Origin of the sequence: Actinoalloteichus hymeniacidonis, from assembly GCF_014203365.1 — a bacterium.
Classification (GTDB): Bacteria; Actinomycetota; Actinomycetes; order Mycobacteriales; family Pseudonocardiaceae; genus Actinoalloteichus_A; species Actinoalloteichus_A hymeniacidonis.
This window is the reverse complement of record NZ_JACHIS010000001.1, coordinates 5,591,124-5,605,153: the sequence shown is the minus strand read 5'-3', so window position 1 is coordinate 5,605,153 and position 14,030 is coordinate 5,591,124. Positions and strand designations below refer to the sequence as shown.

Here is a 14,030-nt window from a genome sequence, read left to right as displayed (position 1 = left end):
AGCATGGTCGTCCCACGGCAGGCAAGACTGCCAGGATGAGCAGGCAGCGTGACACCACACCACCGCCTGCGCCGGAACCACTTCCGGTGCAGGCGGTGGATTCGCATACCCACCTGGACGCCTGTGGCGCTCGCACCGCCGCCGACGTGGCCGCGATCGTGGATCGGGCCGAGGCCGCAGGCATCGGCCGGGTGATCACCGTGGCTGACGACGTCGAGTCGGCGCGTTGGGTGGTGCAGGCCGCCGGTTGGGACGAGCGGGTCTTCGCCGCCGTGGCCCTGCATCCGACCCGCACAGCCGACTTCACCGATGAGCAGCGATCAGAGCTCGCGGCGCTGGCGGCGCAGCCCAGGGTGGTGGCCATCGGCGAGACCGGCCTCGACTACTACTGGGACTACTCGCCACCCGTCGCCCAGCAGGAGGCGTTCCGCTGGCATATCGAGTTGGCGAAGAGCCTCGGTAAGCCGTTGATGATTCACGACCGCGACGCGCACGAGGACATTCTGCGGGTACTGGCCGAAGAGGGCGCTCCCGAGACGGTGGTCTTCCATTGTTTCTCCGGCGACGTCGACTTCGCCAAGCGCTGTGCGGCCGCCGGATATCTGTTGTCCTTCGCGGGAACCATGACGTTTCGCAATGCCGGTTACCTGCGAGAAGCCGCCGCGCTGGTGCCCGAGGAACAGTTGTTGGTCGAGACCGATGCGCCATTCTTGACGCCGCATCCGTTCCGGGGTAGGCCGAATGAACCCTATTGCGCCGCTTACACCGTGCGGGCGCTCGCCGAAGTCCGAGGCGTGTCCGACGCGACGATGGCCGGAATCCTGACGGCGAACGCGGAACGAGCATTTCGTCTGCGATCCGTGAGCTAGGGTTCACCGTTGGTCACGAAAAGGTCGATCAATCGTGTGATCGGCAACACAGCCTCCGGCGGGGTCTTGGCGGGGGGCGGTGAAGCTCGTTATTGTGCCGTGATCGCCAACAGCCGGGATGGGGAATCCTGGTGGTCCCGCGCGGAGTGCGTGCGAAGTCGGGGTCACGCGCTTTCGTGGTGAACATCCCTTGTGTGGACTGATGAGTGCGCTGATCACATCGCGCCGATCGGCCCGACACTCGGTAATGGAGTCCCCTGCCCGGAACCACGACGGCTGGACTACAGGTGAAGAAACGCACGTTGCTGCGTGCCATGGTGGTCGCGGTGCTGGTCATCCTGATCAGCGGCTCCGGCACCGCCATCGCGATGGACAAATCTGTCGCGATCACCGTGGACGGCGAACAACACTCGATCCGCACCTTCGCCACGACCGTGGCGGGTGCGCTGAGCAGCGCGGGTTTCGAAGCGGGCGAGCACGATGCGGTGGCGCCTTCGGCCGACTCCTCCGTCGCCGACGGCAGTGCCATCGTGCTCAAGCGTGGCAGGCTGCTCACACTGCAGATCGACAAGGAGACCCGCGAGGTCTGGACGCAGGCACTGACTCTCGCTGATGCCCTCGACGAACTGGACATGCGGGTCAAGCCCGAGGAGATGTCCCTCCCACACAGCACCCCCATCCCGTTGGAGGGGCTCGAAGTCGAGCTGAACATCTCCAAGCTCGTGCAACTGATCGACGGCGGCGGCGAGATGGTGGAGCTGTCCACCAACGCGACCACCGTCGAGGAACTACTCGAATCCGAGGGCTTGGCCCTCGAACAGCAGGACTCGGTGGAGCCACCGCTGGTCACCGAGTTGGAGAACGGCCTACTCGTCGAGATCACCAGGACCCGAAGCGAGGAACAGACCGAGGAACGCGAGATCGAACCCGAGCTGGAGGAGATCGAGGATCCCGAGATCCTCGAAGGTGAGGAGGAGGTCGAGGAGGAAGGCGTCCCCGGCGTCGAACTCGTCACCTACCGCGTGGTCACGGTGAACGGGGCGGAGACCGAGCGCGAAGAGATCTCCGTCGAGACGATTACCGAGTCCGAACCCAGGATCGTTCGAATCGGAACCAAGGAACCCGAGGTTCCCGAGATCGACGACGAAGAGGTGTGGGACCGGCTCGCGCAGTGCGAGTCGACCGGTAACTGGCAGATCATCAGCTCCAACGGCCTGTACTACGGCGGGCTTCAGTTCGGCCTTCCGACCTGGAACGCCTACGGCGGCGGCGAATACGCCACCTACCCCAACGAGGCGACCCGTGAGCAGCAGATCGCGGTGGCGATCAAACTGCGGGACGCCAACGGCGGTCGCTACAACTCGTGGCCGCACTGCGCGAGCCAGCTGGGACTTCCCCAGTGAGGTCGTCGGTGCGAATACGGCCGATGCCGTAACCTCCGCGCGTGAGCGAATCGCAGTCTTCGGCCGGATCGAGCGCCCTGCTCGGTCCGGCCGATGTTCGTCGGATGGCCGAGGAGATCGGCGTCCGGCCGACGAAGAAGCTGGGCCAGAACTTCGTGCACGACGCCAACACGGTGCGTCGGATCGTCTGGATCGCGGGTGTCTCCGCCGAGGACGTCGTTCTGGAGGTCGGCCCCGGTCTCGGCTCGCTCACCCTGGCGCTGCTGCCGCATGCCCGTGAGGTCGTCGCGGTGGAGATCGACCCGGTGCTGGCGGCCAAACTGCCGGCGACCGTGGCGCAGCGCGCCCCCGATCTGGCCGATCGGCTTCGGGTCGTCACCGCCGATGCGATGCGGGTCGGCGCCGAGGAGATCGGCGAGCCGACCGCCCTGGTGGCGAACCTGCCTTACAACGTGGCCGTGCCGGTGGTCCTGCACCTGCTGGAACAGTTGCCCTCGTTGCGCTCCGGCCTGGTGATGGTGCAGGCCGAGGTCGCCGACCGGCTGGCGGCCGAACCCGGCAGCCGGGTGTACGGGGTGCCTAGCGTGAAGGCCGCCTGGTATGCCGATGTGCGGCGGACCTCCAATGTGCCGCGTGGGGTGTTCTGGCCGGTGCCCAATGTGGACTCGGGCCTGGTGTCGTTCCAGCGCAGGGAGAAGCCGCCCGCCGACGCGCCCCGGCGCGAGGTGTTCGCCGTGGTCGATGCGGCATTCGCCCAACGCCGGAAGACCCTGCGCGCCGCGTTGTCCGGCTGGGCCGGTTCGGCTGCGGAGGCCGAACGACTGCTGCGCGCTGCGGGCATCGATCCCGCTCAGCGCGGCGAACAGCTCACCGTCACCGAGTTCGCCGCCATCGCCGCGGCGCGAGCCGCCGAGAGCTGAGGCCCTCGGCGGTGTCCGTTGCGGGTCTGCGTAGCGGCGCTAGGCGAACAGGTCGTGCAGGTCGTTGAGCAGTTCCGATTCCCCGGCCAGGCCGAGTTCGCTCAGCGGCAGGCCGTGGTCGTCGCGGAACTCGCTGCCCGCCGGCCGGGTGATCCGCACCTTGGCGATCACGAGATCGCCGGACCATGCGCCATCCCAATGCTCGAACTCCAGCACGGCCATTACGGCGCCCATCCGCCGAGCGAAGGGCTTGCCGACCCGTCCCTCTGCCCACTCCCAGCCCCGGATGGTCAGGTCCTTGAATCGACCGTGCCCGATGTTCTTGCCCTGGTAACGCGCGAGTTCGACGGCGCCACGCTCCTCGGGTTCGAGCCGGTGCACCGGGCGGCCGAGCTGAACGATGGGCTGGATGACCTTGTACTCGCCGAAGAGTTCGGTCCAGCGTCGCAGGTCATCGCCCAGCTGGGCGGGATGGGCGAGGGTGACGGTGCTGTGGTCGTCGAGATGGAATTCGTCATCCTCGACATCGGCAAAGGTTCCATCCTCGGCGACCCGGAACGCTCGCTGGGTGCCTTCGGCGTCGATGGCGAGCCACACCAGTCCGCGCCACATCGGGCAGAGAATGGGGTGTCCGAGCTGGGCACGGAACTGGGCGCTGTTGCGGTCTGTGGGCTGGACCAGTTCGCGTTCGAGCCGCTGAGCCAGTTCTTCGGCGATCCGGCTCAGGTCGTCGCGCAGCTCGCGTAGGCGTTGATAGCCCTGTGCCGCGGCGGTCGGTTCGTCCTTCTGCACCGGGCGGGGCAGGGTCTTGAGGGTTTTGCCTGCACCATCCGTGATGACCACTTGGAGTCCATCGTTAAGTCCGCACGCGAACTGGCGGACTCCGTAGTCGACCGTGAGTGTGCCTGCGGCAGAGAAGCCCAGTCTCGGCACAACCTGATCGGCGAGCTGGGCCGTGGAGCAGCTTTGCCGGTAGGTGTGGGCGGCCAGCAGCAGTTCGGCGTGCTCGCGGCCGGCCCGGCCACGCCGAGCCGACCGGATGAGGTGACTCCAGGCCCGATCGGTCCCGATGTCCGCCAGCGCGGTGAACAGCGAGGTGGTCAGATCCTTGCCCTTGTGGTGGCGCAGCAACTCGACGATGTCGCGGGCGGTCTGGTCGTCGCCGAACCAGCCGAGGGCGCGGGCCACCCAGCTGGTCGCCGGGCAGCCGAGTGCCTTCTCCCAGTTCTCGCCCTCCTGTTGATCGATCCGGAACTTCGCCAGGAACAGCTGCCAGCAGAACTCCGCGAGCGACCTCGAATCACACCGGGCGTGGAATTCGACGAGCGCCTTGCTCGAGCGGGAGAGCCATGGGAGTTGCAGCACGTGGAGCAGGGTGCGGACGTCGGCGTCGGGCAGCCGTTGTTCCCCGGAGGACAACAGGACCGGCGGGAGCACCTCGACGTCGACCCAAACTGCGGCTGCGGGCTCGGGCACGGCTTCCTCGGCGGGTGCGCCGTCGAGCAGCGGATTGGTGGCCAGCAGCGTGGCGATCGATTGCTGGACTGCGGTGCCGTGTTCGCCTGCGGCCTCGATGACGGCGGATTCGCAGCCTTGGGCGGCAACCCACAGCGCTTGCCTGGCGTGGAGCCGGTCCCGGCCGAGGGGGCCGAGGGCCGCCGGGATCAGGAGTGTCGCCGCCTCCGACCCATGACGGGCCAGCCAGGTGTCGGCGAGGTGCCGCAGCACGGGCCGTCGGGCCCGCCAGTGGGCCATCAGGGTGGCGGTGGCGGCGTCGCAGAACGGCAACAGGGTGTGCCCGGCATTTCGGGGTTCCTCCGCAGCTGCTCGGCGTAGCTTCTCGGCCAGCGCCGTCCCGTGGCGGGCGGCCAGCCGTCGACCGTGGCCGATCAGCTCCCAACTGTCGAGTTTGGTCCGATCGTCTCGGATGAGGGGTTCGATGAGGTCCATCGGTCCGTTGGCGAACAGCCAGGCGGTATTCCCGCCGGATAGGTCTCCTTGATCGAGCGACTTCGTGATCGAGGCTGCCCGTGTTTCGAATCCGGTCCGGGAACTGCTGGCGACCTGGAAGTTCTGCCACCGCCAGGCCGCGCGTTCACCCGGCGCCCAACGAACGGTGGTTCCGGCGGCAGGGGTGAGTCCTTCGACCACGGTGGTATCGGCGCTGACCGCGCCTGCACGGCTCCACGGTGGTTCGGCCAGTAAGGCAGGCACGGTGGCCGGTTCGGCTTCCGGTGCGGCTGTGGCGTGGATGGCTGTTGCCAGCCGCTCCCGCCCTGTAGTGGACGGCTTCGCGAGGATCTCCGCAGCCAGTTCGGGGTACGAGTTCGCGAGCCGCCGAAGCAACAGCATGGCTCGCTCCGAGAAGCCCTCGTCTTCGACGGGTTTGGCAAGCAATCGCAGTGCGCGGCGCGGGAAACGGTGAGCCGCACTCACCAGCGGGTCGGCGAGTCCGACGCCGACCAACGCCAGGAAAGCGTCGTCCGTGGGAACCACCGCCAACGCCTCGGAGAGGGCCGACCACGCCCGGATTCCCTTGGACTGTGAACGCATCCCGTGCAGCAACGCGGCGAGCTTCTCGGGGTGGGCCGACCCTGCGAGCCCTTCCACCAGGGTGAACACCAGTCCACGCGGATTGTTCTCGTAGGCGCGCCGGACGCCCTCGGTGTGGCTGAGCAGCAGCGCGACCTCGGTGAACGACGTGGTGGTCTGCAGTCGCAACTCGACTTCAGCGGCGCCGATGCCCCTGTCCTCGTGCTGCTGCCATTGTTCGGTCGGCAGTAGGAACGCCGTGACGACGTTGCGGAAACGGCCGTGTGGCCTCGGTTCGAGGGCGTGAACAGCCCGCCGATAGAGCGCCTCGTCCGCCTCGGCCAGCAGGGCGCGAACCCGGCGTGCGATCGGTTCGCCAGGCCATCGGTCGACGTGCTGCTCGTCGCGGGAACGCAGGCGTGGACCCTCCAACAGGTGGGTCTTGTTGCTGCCCCGCCAGGATCGCGCCGAACCGGAGTACGCCGAGGTCACGGTCATGTCGGCTAACTCGGCGACGGCTTCCGCCGCGAAGACCACCCCGTGCGCGGCGGCCCAGGCGTCGGCGAACACCTCCAGCCGTTGCAGCTTGGCGTCGGTGAGGGTGCTCGCCACGATCCCGGCAAGCACGGCCGCGCCCAACGGCGAAGGATTTCCCGCCTGATGCTCGCGCGCCGCTGCGGTGAAGCGCGCCCACGCTGTGTTCCCCAGGAGCCGCTGTTCGATGGTCTCCTGAGCGGCGGCGACGAGCTTGTCCGCCTTCTCGATCGCCTTCTTGATGGGCACGACCGGAAGCAGGTGCCCGCCACGCCGAGGGGCGAGGTGGGGAAACCACTCGGGCGGCAGCACGAGAACGTCTTCGTCGGCGGGGAGTGGATCGGTCACGGCGGACGCTTTCTGGCTCGGCGGCATCGAAAGAGGAACGCGACCACCACCAGCGATGTGCGATTCGTGTTGCTTGATGTATCGCCACGAGTCCCCAGCAGCATTCGCTTTCGGCGAAGCTGTGGTCGGCAGGGTAAGACAGCCCGCCGACACTATGGGGCACTTTGGCGTATTGGGTGGCGGTTAGCCGGGGAATCGCAGGTGGAACGGCGCGGATCCGAATTGTCGGGATACTCGCGCGAATATCACAACCAAATTTGTTGCCGCCGAATGGTGTGATCAGGCGTGCCGGATCCGGCGCATTCTCCGTTTAACCGGAGGACTCGTTGCCGGTTTGTGGCCTCTTCGCTGCGCCTGCGCCTGGCGAGGGTGACACCGGCAACCCCCTTGGCTGTGGCTGCCTGCTGCACCGGCCTGTTCCGCGCCGGCGCCGGTGCGCGGCAAGCCACGTCCGAGGCGGCCGATGTCTGGCTTGAGTGCTTGTGCAGGCTAGGCGGACGAACTATCTAGTCGAGGAAGGACACCTCGACCAGCTTGCAGTGCCGCACCCAATCCTCCAGCCGCACGGGTTGGGCCAGGGTGCCCGGATTGGCCGGCTGGTTGAGGTCGGCGACGATCTCGCCGAGCGCGGCACGACGCTCCTGCTCCTCGGTGACCGGCCGCGCGGTGGCCCGTAGGTCCGCTCGCACCCCGTGCTTGAGGTGGAAGGTGAACGCGGGGTTCGCCACCAGATTCACGTACCAGCGGGGCGAGGGCACGGTGCCGCTGCACAGGTAGGTGCGTTCTGCGACGTGGTAGAAGAAGATCTCGATGCGGCGGGGCAAACCGGTGCGTCGGCCGGTGGTCGTGATGTCGATGATCCGCTCCCGCGTCGTGGCGGCGGGCGTGATCTCGATCGCTGCGCGGACTGCGGAGTCCATCAGGCCGCCTCGTACTGCAGAGCAGGTCCGAGCAGCAGCCCGCCGTCGACCACGAACTCCGAGCCGGTCGCGTACGACGCCTCGTCGGACGCAAGGAACAGGAGCAGGCGGGAGATGTCCTCGGGTTGGCCGATGCGCGGGATCGCATACGGCTCGGGTGAATAGAAGTCCGAGATCGGGCGCTCGCCCGGGGCTACCGGGGTATTGATCAGCGGTGTCGAGACCACGCCGGGGTGCACCGAGTTGATCCGGATCCCGTCCCGGCCGAGCTCCAGCGCCGCCGTCTTCGTCAGGCCACGCACGGCCCATTTGCTGGCGGTGTAGGCCGCGTAGTAGGCCGTGCCCACGTTGCCCATGGTCGACGCGATGTTGATGATCGAGCCTCCGCCCCCGGCGCGCATCGACGGCGTCACCGCGCGGATACCGAGAAACTGGCCCGTCACATTGATGTCCATGGCGCGCTGGAACACGCTTGGATCTGTGTGTTCGATCGGTGCTGCCGATTGCTGGATACCTGCGTTGTTCACCAGTACCGACACCGGCCCGAAGCGCTCCTGGACTGCCGTGATGGCTGCCGTCCACTGCGTCTCGCTGGTGACATCCAGCCGTACGTTCATCGCCCGAGGGCCGAGCGCTGCGACGAGCTGCTCGCCGCGTTCCGTCTCCCGGTCGGCCACCACGACATTGGCCCCCGCAGCATGGAAGGCGCGCACGTGGCTGCTGCCCATCCCGCCGCCTGCACCAGTGACGATGACGGTCCTGTTCTCGAATCGCTGCACGAGCGCGCTCCTTCGTAGAGGTGAGTCGAGTGACTCGCCTTACCTTCAAGGTAGGCGCGGCCAAGGAGGTGAGTCAAGTGATTCGCCTCGCGCGCTGGGGCATCATGAGCCCATGGCGACGAGGACCGGGACCTACCACCAGCAGCTCGCGCAGCAGAAGCGAGCCGCGATCATCAGTGCGGCCACCGGCCTGTTCCTCGACAACGGCTACGCGGGCACATCTCTGGCCGGGATCGCGGAGGCTGCGGAGGTCTCCAAGGCCACTCTCTTCAAGCAGTTCCCCACCAAGGCGAACCTGTTCGAGGCCATGGTCACCGAGCACTGGAGCACGGGCGATGACCAGCGTCCCGCACCGCAGACCGGTGACCTCGAACGTGGGCTGCGGGAGTACGGCCGCCGTTATGCCGCACTCATGTCCCGACCCGAGATGGTCGGCCTCTACCGAATCGTCATCGCCGAGATGCCCCGATTCCCCGCGCTCGCCACGACCCACTTCGACCTCGGCAAGATGCCGTTCTTCGAGTCCGTCCAGCGCTATCTCGCCGCAGAACATGACGCCGGGACCGCCCGCATCGAGGATCCCGTCATGGCCACCACCCAGTTCATGGGCATGATCTCGAATTACATCTTCTGGCCGCGACTGCTCGTCGTCGGTTGGGCCCCCACCACGGCCGAGGTGGACTCCGCGGTCGACGACGCCGTCGCCACGATGGGCGCCCGCTACCGGCTGCGGTAGGCGGACCGAGGCGCCACGGCGATGGCGAAACCGGTCGCCCGTCTGGCAATCTTCTGACTGTGCCTACGCATGGTGAGGAGGCGTGTCGTGCCGGTAACCGAAATCGTGGAGCAGTTGCGGCGGGCCTATGACCTCTTGACCGAGGCGCTGCGCTCGACGGCGGTGGCGGACCTGGCGATCATCGAAGGCCACGAGGTGTTCGCCGGAGCTACCAAGGGTTCGATTTGGCCACAGGTGGCGCAGATCCACCGGCTGGCGCATTCGGCGGCGGACGAAGTCCGATTGAGCGAGGCCGCGCTGCGTGGCGCGCAAGAGATCATCGACGCCTACTGTTGGGAGATCGCCGGTCATGGGCTTGCACGAGCTGAAGTGGGCGCAGGAACTGCTTTACCGTCAGGCCAGCCCGGCTATAACGTGAAGGATCACTACGCCGAGTGGATCGACGAGCTTCGGGGCAAAGGGATGCACGTGGAGCCCGATGCTGTCGTGCGCATGATACGACTGCGCAATGGGCGGCTGGTGTGGTTGGAACGGGGCCATTCAGATGGGGGATTGGAACATATCCTTCGCCGTTCTCGGGTGAGAGACTTCGAGCGGTCTGGGATTTCGCGAGACGAAATTGTGAATTTGGTCTTCGTGGCGCTCGAGGAAGGAATTAAGGTCGGCTATATAGGGCAGGATCGGCCGGTTTATGAAGTAGCCTATGGCGGGAGGTTTCGACGCGTGGCGATCACGGTGCGCGACGGATTTATTGTTGGTGCGATGCCGGTGCCGCTGGGCCGTAGAGTCCGGGCGAGGCTGCATCGATCTTGAGGTAGGGGAAGGATGAAGGTGGCTGTGGTTGTGACGATCCTGACTGGCTGGGATGAGGGTCCATTCTACTATGACAACGGTGATCCTGAAGATTCGTTGAATCATTGGATCGACGAGGATACGGTAGCTTTCCTGCGGATCGGGCCTGAGCTGGTCCGTGAGCTTGTCGCGTGGGACAACGAGTATCAGGCAACTTTCAATAGGGAAGATTTTCGAGCTTCCGGATTTCCTAGCTCAAGTAAAGAGGCGGAGTGGGTTGAGCGAGGGAAGGCGTTGGCTTTGTGGTTGAAGAACGAGTCTCCGGTCGTTTCCGCAGTTGACTATCAGGCCAACGGTTGCATCCCGGACGGAAGTTGCATGATTTGACCGAACCTATCGTGGTGTCCATGTTGAGTGGCTGGGATGAAGGTCCCTTCTACTACGATAACGGAGATCCCGAGGATTCGCTGAACCATTGGATCGACGAAGATACCATCCAATTCCTCCAAATTGGTCCAGAGCTGGTCGCAGATTTGATGGCGTGGGACGACGAGTTCCAGCAGACTTTCAATCGCGATGATTTCCGCGCTTCCGGTTTTCCGAGTGAAGAGGCTGAAAAGAATTGGGTTCAAAAGGGAAAAGAGTTGGCCGTGCGCCTCAAGCAAGAGTCGCCGGTGGTTGCGCGGGTCGATTATCAAGCCTATGGCTGCATCCCGAAGGGGTCGTGCATGATATGAAGTCTCGGAGAAAAAATGGATCTGGGTAGGACGTTGATAGATGTATCGCTCTTGGTAGGCCTGGAAGAGGGGCCGTTCTACTACGACAGTGGCGATCCTGATGACGATTTGAATCACTATATCGACGAGGAGACGATAGAATTTCTCCGACTCGGCCCTGATCTAGTTCGAGAGCTGCAGGGTTGGGATCAAGAGTACCAATGTGCTTTCGACCGGGAGGATTTTTCGACGGCTGGCTTTGCCTCGCCCGAGGTGGAGAAGGTTTGGCTTGAAAGGGGGCGGAAGCTTGCTGGGCGACTGAAGCTTGAGTCGCCGATAATTGGCCGGGTCTATTATCGGGCTCATGGTGTTATCCCCGCAGGGGATTGTGTCTTCTGATTGTAAGGCGGAGTCGGGCGGGGCCTCAATCTAGATTGGGCCATGCTCAGAACGCCGCTGCGTACCTCGTATATCGCGCGCTCCCGGGCGACGCCGCAGGTTCTCCTCGCTGCGGCGCCGCCTCGACTACGCGCAGACCTCAGCCGAGCCGGTTGGCCTTGATCGAGAGCACGAACGCGCCGAAGGTCGCTGGATCGACGTGGAGGGTGCCGCCAGCTCTGTTCTTGGTGTCGCGGATGCCGACGAGGCCGGGCGCGTGGCCGATCTCGACGCAGTTGCCGCCGTTCTCGGACCGGCTCGACTTCCGCCAGATGGGGAGGTTGTGCGGTTGCGTCGTCATGGTTTCTCCATCTCCTTGATGATGTCGCCGATGAGACCGGTCGAGTCCACCGGGCTCATCGCCACATTCATGACGTTAGCGACTGCGGCTCGGTATGCGTCAACATCACGACGTTCATGCAGGAACAGCGAACTCCGTCGGTGCTCAACGCAGACGACCGAGTCCCGGTCATCCGGGAAGTCGAACAGATCGAACGCGCCTTCCAAGTCCGGGCTCCACGGACAGGAGAGCGCGATGACACGAAGATCGACGGCGGGTAGATCCGCGAGGTCTATAAGGGCGTAGAGCTGATCAATCTGTGTCTCCGGGCCACCGATTGGTCGCCGCAGCGCGGCCTCGCCGAGGATGGCTACCAGTTCGGTGGCGCGTCGACCGGTGAAGTTTTCGCGCCGTCCAACCCTCGTTCGGACACGAGTCTCAATCTCTTCGTCGGGCACATCGCCCGCGGTGAAGATAGCCCTCGCGTAGTCGGAAGTCTGCAACATTCCGGGGACTAGCAACGGCGCGACGGTGACGACCCGGCACGCGTCGCGTTCCGCTTCGAGCAGCGCGCGTAGCGCACGTGCTTGCTCGGGCAACCCCGTTGCGACCCACTGGCGGCCATCGACGTCTGTCGCCATGGCGATCAACTCGTCGCGGGTTGTTGCATCCACGCCGAGTAGAGCTAGAACCGCAGCGAGGTCAGTCGGGCTGGGCGCTCGAACGTTGGATTCCCATCGCGCGACCGTCGAGTGCGATAGCCCAGCTTGGAGCGACAGTTGTCGCGCACTGGCGCCCGCAGCTTCTCGGTGACGACGCAACTCATTCGCGAGTGCCAGGGACTTCGGCGTGGCCATGGGACGAGCGTACGGGCGCTCCATAGTCCGTTGAGTCTCCCCCAATTGGGGAATTGTATCCACCGACTCCGCAACTGGATACTGACTCCGGAGTCACTAAGTCTCTGGAGTCGATCTGTGGAGGATGTGCATGTACTGCTCATTCGAGAGCGTTCAGCGAACGTGCTTCCGCTCGGGGAACGCGATCACCCTGCGAGGAGCCAAAGGCGGGAGCGCCAAGCACACACTGAACGGGCTTCTGGCTTCGTCTGTTAGCGGCGCGTCATGATCGCGCTGGTTGCCTGCGGCTCGGCCCTGGTCGTCCTCGGGCTTGCGCTGGCCTGGTGGGGCTACCGGCCGCCGAAACGAGTCGCACCGAAGCGGGTGCGTTCGGTGTCGGTGATGACGATTCTGGCGCGCTGCGCCTTGGAAGCGCAGCAGTCGGGCTATCGCCCAGTGCTGGTGGGCGGCGTGCCGGTGGGGGTGCGGTCGTGAGGTTTCGTGATCCGGCCGACTGGTCGGTGTCGGTGCCCGCGCGGTTGCAGGGCATCGTCGAGAAGCGGGAATCGCTGGTGGTCAGCTGCAATCGAGCGCGGGACCACGTGTTGATCGAGGCGACTCGCAGGCCGTTGACTCCGGTGTTGGTGGCACTCACCGTCACCGATGCTCGCCGGCTACTTGCCGCGCTGCGCCCGCAAGGTCGGCCGATCGAACTGCCCGCGGTGGGCAGCGGATTGGTCGGGCGGCACCTGGTCGTGACCCCGACCGCTCAGCATGTCGATCTAGCGATTCTCGGGACCGCACAGCCGATCGGTTGCTGGCGCATTCTGTTCGACGACGTCCCACAGGCTGGTTTCGCGCTGGCCGACTCGATCACGTTGTTGCGTGCCGAAAACGCTGCGGAACATGGGCCGGAGTCGGGTTCTCCTCAAGCCAGCGCCATCGTGGCCACCGCTGGAAACGGGGGCCGAGGATGAGCGATCCGTTCCATGCGCCCTGGTGGTTCGTTCGTTCGGTACAGATGGGCGATACCCACCTTGGTCGAAGCGAACAGCGGGACGGCTCGGTGGTGGTGTGGCCTGCGTGCGGGGGATCTCGTTTCGTCGCACTCAACCGGTGGCCGATCGAAGAGTGCTACTACGAGGACCAACCGTGCCCCGCATGTTCCGTCCTCGATAGACCAGCGGAGACCGGCACGGTCATCGTGCCGATTCGTCGTGCGCGGGCGGTGATCCGATGAAACCCGAACCCACGATCACCACGTTCTTCGTCGTCGGCACGGTCCGACAACTCCGGGCCGCCCGAGTGCGTCCCTATCTGCATGCGGCGGTGACCCGATGAGCGAGCTGCCGGCCGACACCGCAGGCGAACCTCTGCTGATCGATCAGGTCGCGGCGCCGGAAGCAGGGCTGATCCTGCAACGACACAAGGTTTTCGTCGACGCGGGCGAACTGCTGCCCATTGACGGCGACCGGGCAATCGCGCTCTGCGGAGCCGGGGTCCTGTTCGGTCCACCACCCGCCGAGGTCGAGCCGGGAATCCCCAGTACCCATGTCGAGGACTGTCACGACTGCCGAGCCATCCACCTCGGCGAAGTCGATCCGCCGGCCTCCGATGACGCGGTCCGCTGGTTCGTCCGCAGATCCGGGGAAGTTCAGGTGCATATCGTGCCCGCCGATGGCGTCACCGCAACCCGCCTCGTTGCCCTGTGTGGCACGACATTCCGCCTCGGCGACGGCCTGGAACGGCTCGTTCCCGGCGACGGCGCGCCCTGCGTTGCCTGCCTGATCGGCTCGTTATCGGTGCCAGCCACGCCGCTGCGGTACCGGTGCGATGTAGTACCGCTGGGGCTGTTGGTCTTCCGTTCCGAGCGCCGGCCACGCCGCGCCTACCGCTGAGACCGGCGGAAACACGCTGGCAGGGGACA

Annotated in this window: 16 protein-coding genes; 11 read left to right on the top strand and 5 right to left on the bottom strand. The window is 65.5% G+C overall.

Annotated features, from left to right (window positions below):
* Window positions 1-35: 35 nt before the first annotated feature.
* From BKA25_RS23690 to rsmA, 3 genes are all read left to right on the top strand, one after another.
* A complete protein-coding gene (locus BKA25_RS23690) occupies window positions 36-869 on the top strand; it encodes a TatD family hydrolase (RefSeq protein WP_069846521.1) in 834 nt (277 codons plus the stop codon).
* Window positions 870-1,156: 287 nt separating this feature from the next.
* The gene (locus tag BKA25_RS23685) at window positions 1,157-2,272 is read left to right on the top strand and encodes a resuscitation-promoting factor (protein ID WP_069846523.1); all 1,116 of its coding nucleotides are present in this window, start codon (window positions 1,157-1,159) and stop codon (window positions 2,270-2,272) included.
* A 104-nt stretch (window positions 2,273-2,376) separates the two neighbouring features.
* On the top strand, window positions 2,377-3,192 hold the full coding sequence (rsmA, locus tag BKA25_RS23680; RefSeq protein WP_216637837.1) for a 16S rRNA (adenine(1518)-N(6)/adenine(1519)-N(6))-dimethyltransferase RsmA: 816 nt from the start codon (window positions 2,377-2,379) through the stop codon (window positions 3,190-3,192).
* A gap of 39 nt (window positions 3,193-3,231) precedes the next feature.
* Here the strand turns inward: rsmA and BKA25_RS28515 are convergent, their stop codons facing one another.
* The 3 genes from BKA25_RS28515 to BKA25_RS23665 form a co-directional block, all read right to left on the bottom strand.
* Window positions 3,232-6,606: a DUF4132 domain-containing protein gene (locus tag BKA25_RS28515; RefSeq protein WP_069846525.1), complete on the bottom strand. Its 3,375-nt coding sequence runs from the start codon at window positions 6,604-6,606 to the stop codon at window positions 3,232-3,234.
* A gap of 506 nt (window positions 6,607-7,112) precedes the next feature.
* Complete coding sequence (locus BKA25_RS23670; protein ID WP_069846526.1) at window positions 7,113-7,526, bottom strand: nitroreductase/quinone reductase family protein; 414 nt, start codon at window positions 7,524-7,526, stop codon at window positions 7,113-7,115.
* Window positions 7,526-8,305 carry a glucose 1-dehydrogenase gene (locus tag BKA25_RS23665; protein ID WP_069846528.1) on the bottom strand — a complete coding sequence of 260 codons (780 nt, stop codon included), beginning with the start codon at window positions 8,303-8,305 and terminating at the stop codon, window positions 7,526-7,528. Before BKA25_RS23665 ends, BKA25_RS23670 begins: the two co-directional genes overlap by 1 nt.
* A 112-nt stretch (window positions 8,306-8,417) precedes the next feature.
* Here BKA25_RS23665 and BKA25_RS23660 point away from each other — a divergent pair, with 112 nt between their 5' ends.
* From BKA25_RS23660 to BKA25_RS23640, 5 genes are all read left to right on the top strand, one after another.
* Window positions 8,418-9,041, top strand: coding sequence for a TetR/AcrR family transcriptional regulator (locus BKA25_RS23660; RefSeq protein WP_069846529.1), 624 nt, complete (start codon window positions 8,418-8,420; stop codon window positions 9,039-9,041).
* An 87-nt stretch (window positions 9,042-9,128) separates the two neighbouring features.
* Entirely contained in the window at window positions 9,129-9,854 is a 726-nt protein-coding gene (locus tag BKA25_RS23655; RefSeq protein WP_157420927.1) for a hypothetical protein, read from the top strand.
* A gap of 30 nt (window positions 9,855-9,884) precedes the next feature.
* Entirely contained in the window at window positions 9,885-10,220 is a 336-nt protein-coding gene (locus BKA25_RS23650) for an immunity protein CdiI family protein (RefSeq protein WP_157420928.1), read from the top strand.
* Window positions 10,221-10,240: 20 nt separating this feature from the next.
* Window positions 10,241-10,570 (top strand): immunity protein CdiI family protein, encoded by a 330-nt coding sequence (locus BKA25_RS23645; RefSeq protein WP_157420929.1) that lies wholly within the window; start codon window positions 10,241-10,243, stop codon window positions 10,568-10,570.
* A gap of 15 nt (window positions 10,571-10,585) precedes the next feature.
* On the top strand, window positions 10,586-10,948 hold the full coding sequence (locus BKA25_RS23640; RefSeq protein ID WP_069846534.1) for an immunity protein CdiI family protein: 363 nt from the start codon (window positions 10,586-10,588) through the stop codon (window positions 10,946-10,948).
* Window positions 10,949-11,087: 139 nt separating this feature from the next.
* On the opposite strand, the gene BKA25_RS23635 is transcribed toward BKA25_RS23640, so the two are convergent.
* Both BKA25_RS23635 and BKA25_RS23630 read right to left on the bottom strand, forming a co-directional pair.
* The gene (locus tag BKA25_RS23635) at window positions 11,088-11,288 is read right to left on the bottom strand and encodes a DUF397 domain-containing protein (RefSeq protein ID WP_069846536.1); all 201 of its coding nucleotides are present in this window, start codon (window positions 11,286-11,288) and stop codon (window positions 11,088-11,090) included.
* Complete coding sequence (locus BKA25_RS23630; protein WP_069846538.1) at window positions 11,285-12,124, bottom strand: helix-turn-helix domain-containing protein; 840 nt, start codon at window positions 12,122-12,124, stop codon at window positions 11,285-11,287. Before BKA25_RS23630 ends, BKA25_RS23635 begins: the two co-directional genes overlap by 4 nt.
* Before the next feature lie 264 nt (window positions 12,125-12,388).
* Here BKA25_RS23630 and BKA25_RS23625 point away from each other — a divergent pair, with 264 nt between their 5' ends.
* From BKA25_RS23625 to BKA25_RS23615, 3 genes are all read left to right on the top strand, one after another.
* Window positions 12,389-12,598 (top strand): hypothetical protein, encoded by a 210-nt coding sequence (locus BKA25_RS23625; RefSeq protein WP_069846539.1) that lies wholly within the window; start codon window positions 12,389-12,391, stop codon window positions 12,596-12,598.
* A complete protein-coding gene (locus BKA25_RS23620) occupies window positions 12,595-13,080 on the top strand; it encodes a hypothetical protein (RefSeq protein ID WP_069846541.1) in 486 nt (161 codons plus the stop codon). The genes BKA25_RS23625 and BKA25_RS23620 overlap by 4 nt, the downstream gene beginning before the upstream one ends.
* Window positions 13,081-13,440: 360 nt before the next feature.
* Window positions 13,441-14,001 (top strand): hypothetical protein, encoded by a 561-nt coding sequence (locus BKA25_RS23615; protein ID WP_069846544.1) that lies wholly within the window; start codon window positions 13,441-13,443, stop codon window positions 13,999-14,001.
* Window positions 14,002-14,030 lie beyond the last annotated feature (29 nt).